Genomic DNA, 12,237 nt, shown 5'->3' with positions numbered 1-12,237 from the left:
GTAGCTGCCCTCGAGCTCGGCCACCGGCGCATCGCCGTCATCAGCGGCCCGGAGCGCCGGCTGACCTCACGTGCCCGTGTGGACGGCTACCGTTCGGCGCTGACGGAGGCTGGGCTCCCCTTCGACCCGGAACTGGTCCGCTACGGCGACTTCACCCACTCTCTCGCCCATCAGCACGCCCTGGCTCTCCTGGCGTTGGCCGACCGACCCACGGCGATCTTCGCGGGCAGCGACCATCAGGCGCTGGGCACCTACCGGGCGGCGGCCGAGCACGGGTTGCGCATTCCGGACGACGTCAGCGTGGTCGGCTTCGACGACCTGCCGTTCGCGGACTGGGTGACGCCTCGTCTGACGACCATGCGGACGCCCATCGCCGACATGACGGCGCTGGCCGCCCGCATGGTGCTGCGGCTGCTGTCGGGACAGGAGCCGGAGACGACGCGGGTGGAGGTGGCCACGGAGCTGGTGGTACGGAAGAGCAGCGGGCCGCCGCCGGGCAGATAGGGCAACTCCGGTTCTGCAGCCGTGAATTCGGTGGCCGGTGCCGACACCGCACGCTACGTTGTCGCCTGCCCGCAGGCACGTGCGAGGAGCGTGCCATGGCCAAGGGGTAGGAGACATGGTCGGTCGTTCGCGCACGCGTTGACGTTCTGGTCCGTGAGGAGCCAGTCATCGCGTGCTGCCCGTGATGCTGCAGCACAGCGAGCCTCTCCCTGCCCGAACCGTCGGTGCGCCTGTCGAGCGCCGGGGGACGGGCCTCGTTGCCGGCATTCCAAGGGGTCACCGTGCCGTCCGTCTCCTCCGCCGTAACCGATTCCGATCGGCCTGTTCCGCCGAGCCTGTGGCGGGACGGCGACTTCCGCAGGCTCTGGGTGGGCCAGACGGCCTCCCAACTCGGAGAACACGCATGTCTGGTGGTGCTGCCGCTCTTCGCGGTCCTGACGCTTCACGCCGGCGCCGGCGGGCTGGGCCTCCTGCGTGCGGTGGGGCAGGCGCCGATCCTGCTGCTCTCGCTCTTCGTCGGCGCATGGGTGGACGGATGGCGAACCCGCACGGTGATGGTGCTGGCGGACGTGGGCCGGAGCCTGGTGCTGGGTGTCGCCGCCACTGCGGCTCTTCTCGGCCGGCTCGGTCTGCCGGCGCTGATCGCGGTCGCGTTCGCCGTCGGGGCTCTGTCCGTGTTCTTCGACGTGGCCTACCAGGCATCTCTGGTAAGGCTGGTGAAACGCGATCAGCTGGTACGGGGCAACAGCGCGCTGGAGGGCAGCCGGTCCGCGGCGCAGATCGGCGGACCCGCCCTCGGCGGTGCGCTTGTGTCACTGGTGGCCGCGCCCATCGCTCCCGCCGTCGGCGCGCTCTTCTTCGCGCTGTCGTTCCTGTCGATCCGGCGGATCCGTCGCCGTGAACCGGCGCCGGAGCCCTCGCGACGACCCTCTCGGCTGTGGCGGCGGATCCAGGAGGGCCTGCGTTTCGTCGCGGGCGACGCCGCACTGCGGACAGTGTGTCTCGCCTCGGCCGCCTTCCAGTTCTCCTTCGCGGCCACGATGACCGTCTATCTGCTCTTCCTGCCCCGGGAACTGCACCTGTCCGGCACCGCCGTCGGGCTGGCGCTCGCGGCGACGGGACCCGGCGCGCTTCTGGGCTCCATGCTGGCCGCCCGGCTGCCGGGCCGGTTCGGCCACGGCGCGGTGCTCGTGTGCGCGGCAGCGCTCGGGGACGGCGTGTTCCTGTGTGTGCCCGCGCTGCACGGGTCGACCACGGTGACGGTTCCTGCGCTGCTGGCGGCCGGCTTCCTGTTCGGGACCGGCAGTCAGCTGGTGACCGTGACCGTCATGGCCGTACGACAGGCTGTGACTCCGGACGGAATGCAGGGCCGTGCCGCGGCGACGATCACGTTCGTCGGCATGGGCCTGACCCCGTTCGGCTCCCTGCTGGGCGGATTCCTCGCGCAGGAGTGGGGGCCACGTACCGGCCTGCTGGTGACAGCGGCGGGCATGCTGCTGTCACCCGTGATCATCGCCCTGTCTCCGCTGGCCCGCCTGGGACGGGTGTTGCCGACCCGATGACGACGGTTGGCTCAGCGGGCCGCGAGGAGCTCCAGCGTGTCGATCACTCGGTTGGAGAAGCCCCACTCGTTGTCGTACCAGGCGACCACCTTGACGTGGCGGCCGTCGACGCGGGTGAGGGCAGAGTCGAAGATCGACGAGGCCGGGTTGCCGGTGATGTCGGACGACACCAGCGGGTCGTCGGAGTACTCGAGGACACCGGCCAACGGGCCCTCCGCGGCGGCACGGTAGGCCGCCAGCACGTCCTCACGCGTCACGTCGCGGGCGACGGTCGTGTTGAGCTCGACGATCGAGCCCACCGGAACCGGTACCCGGATCGAGTCGCCCGACAGCTTGCCGTCGAGGCCGGGCAGCACGTGGCCGATCGCCTTGGCGGCGCCCGTCGTGGTCGGCACGATGTTGACGCCGGCGGCACGGGCACGGCGGGGGTCGCGGTGCGGGCCGTCCTGGAGGTTCTGCTCCTGCGTGTAGGCGTGCACCGTGGTCATGAAGCCGTGCTCGATGCCGGCGAGTTCGTCGAGGACCGAGGCGAGCGGCGCGAGCGCGTTGGTGGTGCAGGAGGCGTTCGAGACGATCGTGTGCAGCTCGGGGTCGTACGCGTCGGTGTTGACCCCGTACGCGAGCGTCACGTCGGCGCCGTCCGACGGCGCGCTGACGAGGACCTTCTTCGCACCCGCGTCGAGGTGGGCGCGGGCGGCCTTGGCCGACGTGAAGCGGCCGGTCGCCTCCAGCACGAGGTCGACGCCGAGCTCGGCCCACGGCAGCTGCGCCGGCTCGCGCTCGGCGAGCACCGTGATGCGTCGGCCGTCGACGACGAGGGTGTTCCCGTCGACACTCACCGGGCGGCCGAGCCGGCCGGCCGTGGAGTCGTAGGCGAGGAGCCGGGCGAGGGTGGCGGGCTCGGTGAGGTCGTTGACGGCGACGATCTCCAGGTCGCTGTCGCGCTCCAGCAGGGCGCGCAGCACATTGCGGCCGATGCGACCGAATCCGTTGATGGCGATGCGAGTCATGAATGCCCCTTGATGTCTGTGCGTGATGACAGTGATGACACCAGCCTCGCGTGCGGGCTCCGGCCGTGACCGTGGCGTGAGCGCCATGGTTCGCAAGGATCGCGCCAAGCCCGCGGGAGCGTCCTGACGGCGGGCTACTCGCCCTGGGTGAAGGTGCGCCGGTACTCGCTCGGCGTGGTCGCGAGGATGCGCTGGAAGTGCAGCCGCAGGTTCGCTCCGGTGCCGAGGCCCACGTCGTTCGCGATCTGCTCGACGCTCCGCTCGGAACGCTCCAGCAGCTCCCGGGCCAGGTCGATGCGCGCGCGCATGACCCACTGCATCGGCGTGTATCCGGTGTCCTCGACGAAGCGCCGCGAGAAGGTGCGCGGCGAGACGGCGGCGTGCTCGGCGAGGGTTTCGAGACCGAGGGGTTCGTCGAGCCGGTGCAGGGCCCACTCACGGGTGGCGGCGAACCGCTCGCCGAGCGGCTCGGGCACGCTGCGCGGCACGTACTGCGCCTGGCCTCCGCTGCGGTAGGGGGCCGCGACCAGGCGCCGGGCCGCGTGGTTGGAGGCGGCCACGCCGAGGTCGCGGCGCAGGATGTGCAGGCACAGGTCGATGCCGGAGGCGGCGCCGGCCGAGGTCAGCACGCTGCCCTCGTCGACGAACAGGACGTTCTCGTCGACCTGGACGAGCGGATGCCTGTCCGCCAGCGCCCGTGTGTAGTGCCAGTGCGTCGTGGCGCGGCGGCCGTCGAGCAGGCCCGTGGCGGCGAGCGCGAAGGCACCCGTGGAGATGGCGGCGAGCCGCGCGCCCCGGTCGTGGGCGGCGATCAGCGCGTCGACGACGGCCCACGGCGGCTCCTCACGGTCCGGGAACCGGTAGCCGGGCACGAACACGATGTCCGCCCACGCGAGCGCGTCGAGGCCGTCGGCGACGTGGTACGCCAGGCCGTCACCGCCGGTCACGAGCCCGGGGGCCGCACCGCACACCCGCACCTCGTACGGCATGCTCGCGCGGGTCGTGAACACCTGCGCCGGGATGCCGACATCGAGCGGCTTCGCCCCTTCGAGCACGAGGACGGCGACGCGATGGAGGCGGGAGGACGACACGGGAACCAGGGTACGAGGGGCGCGGGGCCGGCCTGATCACCCGGCACCCCGGGAGGGATGTCGCACGACGGGCGCCGACCGTCCGGCCGGGGCCCGGAGCGACCGCACCGGTCACCGGCACCGCGGTCCGCGCGTCAGGAGAGCCAGTCGGTGTAGCGGGTGGGGGCGAGGTGGGCTTCCTTGTCGGTGAGGACGTCGCCCTTGACGACGGCGAACATGCCGGCGGTGGGGTCGGTGACGACCGTACGGCTGTCGCCCTTGTGGGTCAGGGTGAGCCGGCCCAGCTCGTCGAGGCTGAAGATGTCGGGGCCGCCGATGTTGCGGATGCCGTTCAGCGGGGCCCCGACGGCGACCTCTGCCACCGCCTCGGCCACGTCCTTGGCGGCGATGGGCTGGATCGGCGTGGCGGGCAGCCGGACGGTGTCGCCTTCCGTGGTCCAGGACAGGACGGAGTCCATGAACTCCATGAACTGCGTCGCCCGGACGATCGAGTAGGGGACCGGCCCGTCCGCGAGGATGTGCTCCTGGAGCGCCTTGGCGCGGTAGTAGTCCAGCTCCGGCACCTGGTCCGTGCCGACGATCGAGAGGATGACGAAGTGGCGGACGCCGCCCTTGTGCGCCGCGGCCAGGAGGTTGTCCATCGAGGTCTGGAAGAACGCCGGGGAGGCTTCGTCGAAGGTCGGCGAGTTCGTCAGGTTGACGACGACGTCGGCTCCCGCCGTCGCCGCGTCCAGTCCCTGGCCGGTGATGACGTCGGCTCCGGTGGACTTCGAGTGCGGGACCGCCTCATGCCCGGCGGCCTTCAGGTTCTTGACGACCTGTGAACCGATCAGTCCGGTACCGCCGATGACCGCGAACTTCATGACATGCCTTTCGTCGGGGGTGTGTGCGCAATATGACACAAGAACACTTATGGGGCGCGGCAGGAAACAAGCCGCATACGGGCCCAAAGGCCAGGGCCTCAGCAGCCGTCGACGAACGTGACGGTCTCGTCGAGCGGCGCCCGGCCCGTACGGCTGTCATCGACCGTGACGTCCTCGAACCCGATGGACAGGCCGCAGAAGAGCATGAGTTCGTCGGGCGGTGAGACGACGTCAGCGACGCTCCGGTGGAACTTCGCCCATGCCATCTGCGGGCAGCTGTGCAGCCCCTCGGCCCGCAGCAGCACCATGACGGACTGCAGCCACATCCCGGTGTCGGCCCATTGCGGCGCGCCCATGCCACGGTCGATGTAGCAGAACAGGGCCGCCGGGGCGCCGAAGCAGTCCCAGTTCGCGGAGGCGGCTCGCTGACGCGCCTCCAGGTCCTCGCGCGCGATGCCGAGTGAGCCGTAGCGCTGCTCACCGAAGGCGGACCGGCGTTCGCAGTAGGGGGACTTCAGCGTGGGCGGGTACTGCTCGTACTCCGGCTCGTCCCAGGGGTCGCCCACGGCGAGGCGTTCGCCGGCACGCTTCTTGACCTCGGCCAGCGGCCGGCCGGTCAGTACATAGGCATGCCACGGCTGGATGTTCGACCCGGACGGCGACCAGGCCGCGGCGGACAGGACACGCTCCAACGTCTCCCTCGGAACCTCCCGGTCGGTGAATCCGCGCACCGCCCGGCGGCTCGTGACCGCCTCGTAGACGTCCATGATCCCCTGCTCCCTCGTCAGCTCGGCAACCCGCTTCAGTTACGATCGATATCGTATCAGCCAATACCTTCTCGTGTTTAACTAGTTGGTGAGCACGACCCCTCAGCCCTCGGCCCCCGCCCCGGGCTCGGCACTCTGGAGAAAACGATGGCCACCCTGCTGCATCTCGACTCGTCCGTGTTCCCGGGCGAGGCGTCCACGTCCCGTTCGGTCACGGCCGCCTTCCGCGAGGCCTGGAAGGAACAGCATCCGGAGGGCACGGTGATCTACCGCGACCTCGCCGCCGACCCCGTCCCGCACATCACGGCCGCCGCCTGGTCCGCCGGTTACGCCGCCCCGGCCGAGCGGACCCCGGAGCAGGCCGCCGCGTTCGCCGCGCGCGTGACGCTCATCGAGGAACTGGAGCAGGCCGACGCCGTCCTGATCGGCGCGCCCATGTACAACTTCACGATCCCCTCGACCCTCAAGTCGTGGCTGGACAGCGTGCTCCTGCTCGGCCGTACCGCGGGCGAGCACCCCTCCGCGCAGGGCACCCCGGCGGTGGTCGTGACCAGCCGCGGCGGCTCCTACGCGCCGGGCACCCCGCGCGAGGGCTACGACTTCGTGCAGAACTACCTGGAGGCAGTCCTGAGGAACACCCTCGGTCTGGACGTCGAGTTCATCGTCCCGGAACTCACCATGGCGCCCCGCAACCCGGCCATGTCCGCGATGCTCCCCCTTTACGAGGCCTCCCGCGAGCGCGCCTTCGAGCAGGCGAACGCCAAGGCGAAGGACCTCGCGGAACGCCTCGCCGCATAACCGGCAGCCCGTGCGAGACGCGGCGCGCCCACGCGGCAGGCAACCGATGCGTGGGCGCGCTACGCCTCTTCGTCCGCGGCGTGGGCGACCCGGGTCAGCAGTTCCGCCAGCTTCTCCGCATCGCCGGACCCCAGGCCGGCGACCAGACGCTCGGACAGCGGCTCCGCCGCCACATGGGCCGCGTCGAAGAGTTCGATCCCCTGAGGCGTGATCTCCACGGCCCGGGCCCGCCGGTCCCCCGGAACGGGCTTGCGTACGGCGAGCCCCTTGCGCTCCAGGTCGTCGACGACCCGCATGATTCCGGCCTTGTCCGTCCCTGTCGCCGCCGCCAAGTCCCGTTGCACCGTGGGCCCTTGGTCGACCAGCACGATCAGCACGGCGAAGTGCCGCAGCTCGATGCCGAGCGGCCGGAGCGCCTCCCCCATCACCGCGGCAGCGCGCCAGTGCGCCCTGCGCAGCAGCAGGCCGAGCGCGAAGGGCGATGCGTCCCCGGGGCGGTCAGTCGCACGCGGGGTGGTGGTTGTGGGGGGACCGTCGGCGCTCATGGGGCCAGGTTACAGCTGTCCATGCATTTGAAACGGTATCGATCGATACCACATGCGCCGGCGCCTGCCACGAACATCCCCAAGGACGTACGGTCCACCCGGATCCGCTCAGGCGACCGGCAGCCCCCACCGGGGCGCGTCCCCGTTCGGCCGTACGGGTGCCACGGTCAGGTCGGGCCGGTCGCCCCTGGTGGTGATCAGCGCCGACTCCCCCTTGCGGAGGGTGATGCGGATCGCGCCGCCGCCTGCGTCGGCGTGAGGGAGGGGGCGGCCCCGGCGGTCCCGTACGTCGAGCGGTCCCGCGATGCCGTGCCGTACGACGCAGGGAGCGCCCGCCTCGCTGACCACCTCCACCCAGCGGGTGGTGCCGCCTCGGCGCTGCGCGCTCAGCAGGAAGGCGCCCTGGGTACGGAAGTCGTGCACGGCCAGATCCGCCCAGGCGGCGGGCAGCGCGGGGAACACCCGGATGACGCCGCCCCAGGACTGGCAGATCATGTCGTGCAGGGACTGGGCCGCCGAGAGCGGGGTCTCTATGACGGGCCCGACTCCAGGTACATGGTGTTGGGCTTGATGAAACGGGTCATGAGTTCGCCGAGGTAGTTCAGTGCGTCCTCGCCCTTGCCGAGCAGCGCCGACATCGAGGCGGCGCCCGTGAAGGTGTAGCCCTGGAGGGCGCCCTCGAAGCCCACCCAGTGCGCCAGCGACTTCTCGATCAGGGGCGCGTTCGTCGGGGGTACGGCCGGTGACCTCGTACAGCGGGTAGACCGCGAGGAGATGCGAGTAGTGGCGGTGCGACTTCGCGAACGGGATGTCGGCGCCGATCATGAAGCCGTTGGCGTCCGTCGGGTACGGCACCCGTTTCGCCAGCACCTCCCGCCAGCGGGGCACCAACGGGTCGTCGATGCCGAGGAGTTCGGCGGATTCGAGGAGGGTGCGACAGCCCCAGGTCAGGAGCATCAGGTCGTAGTTGCAGTCACGTGAGTCGCCGCCGTACTCCGGGGAGAAGGTGGCGGGCAGGTGCAGTTTGCCGTCCGGGCCGGGCTCGGTGAAGTGCAGGTAGTAGTTGATCGCCTTGCGGAGGAGGGGGAAGAGGACGTCCCGGAGGATCGACCGGTCCATGGTGTGGCGGTAGCTGAGCCAGACGTTGTGCAACGCCCAGGTGAGGTCGCCGACTTCGGGGGTCGGCGGGTCCTGGCCCGGGATGCCCACGCCGTAGCCGGTGAGGGTGCCGGCCGCGCCGTTCACCAGATGGGGGTCGGTGGTCCGCGGGATGCCGATCGAGTCGGCACGGTACGGCGCCGCGACCTCCTTGGCCAGGTTGTCCCGGAATTCGCTCAACGCCCGGGTGATGGCGTCGAGTTCGAGGTGGTTGGAGCCGTGGATGAGCCAGTACTCCAGTTGGGCGTTGAGGTTCCACCAGGTGTTGGGCCACGGCGTGGGCTCCAGCCAGGGGCCGCTGGTCGCCATCACGGGGGCGTCGCGGCGGGCAGCGGAGGCCGCCTTGTACAGCTGGATCCAGGCTCTTGAGGTCGGGCAGCGTCCGGCGTTGTCCTTCGCGGAGCGCGCCGATGATGGTTCCGCTGCCGGCGCCGGCCTTCGCGAAGCCGTCCTCGACGGAGGTGATGGTGGTGGCCATGCGTTCCAGCGGGGCGAGATCAGCTTGGCCTGCTGCTGGAAGAGGCCGAAGATGTCCTGGCCGGAGTAGTAGCCGGTGTCCATCTCCTTGCGGGCGACGGGGACGAGGGAGGGCGGTGAAAGTCCCACCCGTGAGTGACAGTGCCGGCCCGCGGGTGACGGTTCGTGGGCTGCGGATGCCGTGCAGGGATTGCGGGTGACGGTTCAGCGCTTGCGGGCCACGCCGCCGTAGATGTCCGTGGGTTCGGGTGTGCTGCCGGATTCGGGGCGCCACAGCGGGCAGGAGACGATCCCCGGCTCCAGCAGTTCGAGACCCTCGTAGTAGGCGCCGAGCTGTTGCGGGGTGCGCAGCACGTACGGGATGGCGCCGGTGTCGTCGTACCCCTGCTGGGCTTCCTTGAGCGAGGCGTCCGTGTCCGTGCTGTCGTAGTGGACGAAGTAGCTGCCCGACGGCAGGGCGGCCTGGAGGCGGCGGACGATGGACTTGGCCTCGTCGTAGCCCTGGATGTGGCCGAGGATGCCCATGAGCATCAGCGCCACCGGCTTGTCGAAGTCCAGGACCTTTTCCGCCCGTTCGATGATCTTCTCGGGCTCGCGCAGGTCGGCGTCGATGTACTCGGTCACGCCCTCGGACGAACTGGTGAGCAGGGCCTGCGCGTGACGCAGCACCAGGGGGTCGTTGTCGACGTAGACGATGCGGGATTCGGGTGCGATGCGCTGGGCGACCTGGTGGGTGTTGTCGTAGGTCGGCAGGCCGGTGCCGATGTCCAGGAACTGGCGGATGCCGAGTTCGCCCGCCACGAGGGTCACGGCGCGGATCAGGTAGTGGCGGGAGCCGCGGGCCATGGTCTCGATGTTGGGAGCGACCTCACGGTAGGCGTCGCCCGCGATCCGGTCGACCTCGTAGTTGTCCTTTCCGCCCATCCAGTAGTTCCAGATGCGAGCCGAGTGCGGCACCGAGGTGTCGATCTTGGACAGCGCGTCCTGGTCGGAGGTCGACTGGCTGTCTGCCATGGGAGATTCTCCTGCCGTGCGTCACGGGGTACGTAACCAACCTAACGACAACTTCTGCGTGCGGGGCCGGAGTTCACTATTCGAAAGCACCCGTACGCGTGGATCCGGGCCACCCGGGAACTCCCGTGCGCCGGCGTGCAGTTGAAGCGCTCGTGGCTGAAGTCGCGCTGCGCGCACCACCTCGCGCACGGCGGTCGGCCTCCTCGGTGCGGGCGGTGCACCCGCACGGCGGGAGCCGTCGTGCGGGTGGTTCGGTTGTCCGGTCGTGGTGGTGGGTGCTCAGGCGACGAGGAAGTCCGCCTGGCCGGCCTTGGCGCCCTCCAGGAACGTGATCATCTCGTTGCGGGTGTACACGAGTGCGGGCCCGTCGGGGTCCGTCGACTGGCGGAAGGCGACGCTGCCGTCGGGCAGTCGCTTGGCCTCCACGCAGCTGCCGCCGTTGGTGCCGCTCCAGGGCTTGTGCCAGCCCTCGCTTCCCAGGTCGACGGCGGGCATTCCGCTGTAGATACGGCCGTTGGATCCCATGGATCACAGCTCCTTACGCAGTTCAGCCAGGATGTCCCTGGTTCGTGCGACCGGCTCCGCCTGAACGGACATCCGGTCCAGTACTTCGAGGTAGGCGACGACCTCCTCCGGCCGGTCGACGTACACGGCGCCGGTCAGGTTCTCGGCGTAGACGACGTCGGGCAGCTCGGAGAATCCGAAGCGGAAGTGGTGGAAGGGACCGAAGGCGCCCGGGTGGGCTCCCACGGACACGGGCATGACCTGGATCCGGACCTTGGGCATCGCCAGGGACTCGATCAACTGGTCGACCTGTGCCCGCATCACCTCGGTCCCGCCGACGGGCCGGCGCAACACCGTCTCGTCCAGGATGGCCCAGACGGTAGGGGCGTCCGGCTTGGCGAGGAGGTCCTGGCGCTTGAGGCGCAGGGACACTCGGCGGCTGATCTCCTCCTTCGACTCGTTGGGGAAGCCGACGTGCATGAGCGCGGTGGTGTAGTCGTGCGTCTGCAACAGGCCGGGTACGTAGTGGGGTTCGTAGAGGCGGATGACGCTGGCTTCGCTCTCCAGGCTCACGTAGGCCTTGAACCACTCGGGCAGCACGTCGCGGTACTTGTACCACCACCCCGGCTGGTTGGCCTCCCTGGCCAGGGCCAGGAAGTCGTCGATCTCCGTCGCCGGGACACCGTAGGTGTGCAGCAGTTCCTTCACGTACGGGATGCGCAGGCCGACTTCGGCCTTCTCTATCCGGCGGACAGTCAAAGGGGTCACCTCGATGACCCGCGCCGCGTCCTCGAACGACACTCCGGCCCGCTCTCGCAGGGTCCGCAGACGTTTGCCGAGAACGATCCGCAGGACGGTCGGCGCACTGCCGCCCGAGCGGTTATCGCTCACGTCCAACCTCCTGAACGGCCGTCACAGCGTGCAGTGTGCCACGCTTCCGACGACTGGGACAGAACGTTGCCGATAGTTCTGAAATTATCGGAATGAAGGTTGCGGGCTGTGTTTTCCGGCAGCCATAGTGATCCTGTGACCTGTCGCACAGTGCGCTTGGACGGTGCCCAACTTCCTTGGACACCAAGGGAACTGATGTTCCGTTCCCTGGCCGCTCCGCGCATCGCCGAGCGGAACCGCCTCCGGGCCCGGGCCCCGGCCACCAGCTGTGACAAGGCATTCGTCAACGCATCCGTCAAGGCATCCGTCGTTCGTCGGCGCCGCTCCGCGCGGGCCACGGGTCTCCACCCGCCGGCCCACCACCCCCCTGCACGCGTGCGGCCGGACGGCCCCGACGCCCCACGTTCGGATCGTCGCCGCTGCGGTTGCCCGTTGAAGCAGCCACCCCACAACCGGGCTGCGTACGAAGGAGGCTCGATGACGGCATCCAGGGCACAGCGCCACGCGCCGTCGCCCTCGCCGGCACACGACGAGGACAGAACGGTCGCCGATCTGCCGACCGGTCACGTCCTGCTCGCCAAGGCGGGCGCGAAGCTCGCCGGGACAGATGTGCCTACGAGTGCGAACGAAGTCCTCCGCTCCATCTTTCCCGCCGACCCGTCCTGGGCTGCCGCGGTTCGGCGCACGGTCACCGAACGTCTGGCCGAGCTGCTGCCGCATTCCGAGCAACTCGACGACGCGGCCATGGCGACCGGCGAACTCTTCGCCAACGCCGTCAGACACGCGAGCCGTGGCCCCGGCGACACCGTCGCGGTCGTCATCGAGTGCACCGAGCACACCCTGCGCGTGGTCGTGTCCGACCGCTCGCCCGTGCTGCCGCGGCCACGGGCCGTGGACGAGGCGGCCGAGTCGGGACGCGGACTGGCCATCGTGAGCGCACTGACCGACGGCTGGGGCACGGCGCCACCCGAACCGGGGACCCCGGGGAAGAGGGTGTGGTTCACGATCAAACGACTGGGAGCGGCCCGGTGAAGGGCACGGCGGGACGCCTGG

Annotated in this window: 11 protein-coding genes and 2 pseudogenes; 4 read left to right on the top strand and 9 right to left on the bottom strand. The window is 70.0% G+C overall.

From position 1 onward, the window contains the following. Nucleotides 1–9: 9 nt before the first annotated feature. Both OOK07_RS39240 and OOK07_RS39235 read left to right on the top strand, forming a co-directional pair. Nucleotides 10–504 (top strand): annotated as a pseudogene (locus OOK07_RS39240) (substrate-binding domain-containing protein); the annotation flags it as partial. 281 nt (nucleotides 505–785) lie between these two features. Next, nucleotides 786–2,066 (top strand): MFS transporter, encoded by a 1,281-nt coding sequence (locus OOK07_RS39235; RefSeq protein ID WP_266801378.1) that lies wholly within the window; start codon nucleotides 786–788, stop codon nucleotides 2,064–2,066. 11 nt (nucleotides 2,067–2,077) lie between these two features. On the opposite strand, the gene gap is transcribed toward OOK07_RS39235, so the two are convergent. The 4 genes from gap to OOK07_RS39215 form a co-directional block, all read right to left on the bottom strand. Further along, nucleotides 2,078–3,076, bottom strand: a complete 999-nt coding sequence (gap, locus tag OOK07_RS39230; protein ID WP_266801377.1) for a type I glyceraldehyde-3-phosphate dehydrogenase — start codon at nucleotides 3,074–3,076, stop codon at nucleotides 2,078–2,080. Nucleotides 3,077–3,210: 134 nt separating this feature from the next. After that, complete coding sequence (locus OOK07_RS39225; protein ID WP_266801376.1) at nucleotides 3,211–4,167, bottom strand: GlxA family transcriptional regulator; 957 nt, start codon at nucleotides 4,165–4,167, stop codon at nucleotides 3,211–3,213. A 134-nt stretch (nucleotides 4,168–4,301) separates the two neighbouring features. Beyond that, nucleotides 4,302–5,030, bottom strand: a complete 729-nt coding sequence (locus OOK07_RS39220) for an SDR family oxidoreductase (RefSeq protein ID WP_266801375.1) — start codon at nucleotides 5,028–5,030, stop codon at nucleotides 4,302–4,304. A 98-nt stretch (nucleotides 5,031–5,128) separates the two neighbouring features. Next, nucleotides 5,129–5,797, bottom strand: a complete 669-nt coding sequence (locus OOK07_RS39215; protein ID WP_266801374.1) for a nitroreductase — start codon at nucleotides 5,795–5,797, stop codon at nucleotides 5,129–5,131. A gap of 147 nt (nucleotides 5,798–5,944) precedes the next feature. Here OOK07_RS39215 and OOK07_RS39210 point away from each other — a divergent pair, with 147 nt between their 5' ends. Beyond that, complete coding sequence (locus OOK07_RS39210) at nucleotides 5,945–6,595, top strand: FMN-dependent NADH-azoreductase (protein ID WP_266801373.1); 651 nt, start codon at nucleotides 5,945–5,947, stop codon at nucleotides 6,593–6,595. A gap of 59 nt (nucleotides 6,596–6,654) precedes the next feature. Here OOK07_RS39210 and OOK07_RS39205 read toward each other — a convergent pair whose 3' ends face one another. The 5 genes and pseudogenes from OOK07_RS39205 to OOK07_RS39185 all read right to left on the bottom strand — a co-directional run bounded on the left by OOK07_RS39205 (nucleotide 6,655) and on the right by OOK07_RS39185 (nucleotide 11,184). Next, nucleotides 6,655–7,140 (bottom strand): MarR family winged helix-turn-helix transcriptional regulator, encoded by a 486-nt coding sequence (locus tag OOK07_RS39205; RefSeq protein ID WP_266801372.1) that lies wholly within the window; start codon nucleotides 7,138–7,140, stop codon nucleotides 6,655–6,657. Between the two features lie 108 nt (nucleotides 7,141–7,248). Continuing rightward, nucleotides 7,249–8,658: pseudogene (locus tag OOK07_RS39200) on the bottom strand (glycosyl hydrolase family 95 catalytic domain-containing protein); the annotation flags it as partial. A 321-nt stretch (nucleotides 8,659–8,979) separates the two neighbouring features. After that, a complete protein-coding gene (locus OOK07_RS39195; RefSeq protein ID WP_266801371.1) occupies nucleotides 8,980–9,789 on the bottom strand; it encodes an SAM-dependent methyltransferase in 810 nt (269 codons plus the stop codon). 279 nt (nucleotides 9,790–10,068) lie between these two features. Further along, a complete protein-coding gene (locus OOK07_RS39190) occupies nucleotides 10,069–10,314 on the bottom strand; it encodes a DUF397 domain-containing protein (protein WP_266530498.1) in 246 nt (81 codons plus the stop codon). Between the two features lie 3 nt (nucleotides 10,315–10,317). After that, complete coding sequence (locus OOK07_RS39185; RefSeq protein WP_266801370.1) at nucleotides 10,318–11,184, bottom strand: Sco1979 family transcriptional regulator; 867 nt, start codon at nucleotides 11,182–11,184, stop codon at nucleotides 10,318–10,320. A gap of 477 nt (nucleotides 11,185–11,661) precedes the next feature. Here OOK07_RS39185 and OOK07_RS39180 point away from each other — a divergent pair, with 477 nt between their 5' ends. Continuing rightward, on the top strand, nucleotides 11,662–12,216 hold the full coding sequence (locus OOK07_RS39180) for an ATP-binding protein (protein WP_266801369.1): 555 nt from the start codon (nucleotides 11,662–11,664) through the stop codon (nucleotides 12,214–12,216). The last annotated feature ends 21 nt before the right edge of the window (nucleotides 12,217–12,237 follow it).

The sequence above is a fragment of the Streptomyces sp. NBC_00078 genome (assembly GCF_026343335.1).
Taxonomy (GTDB): domain Bacteria; phylum Actinomycetota; class Actinomycetes; order Streptomycetales; family Streptomycetaceae; genus Streptomyces.
This window is presented reverse-complemented; position numbering and strand designations above follow the sequence as displayed.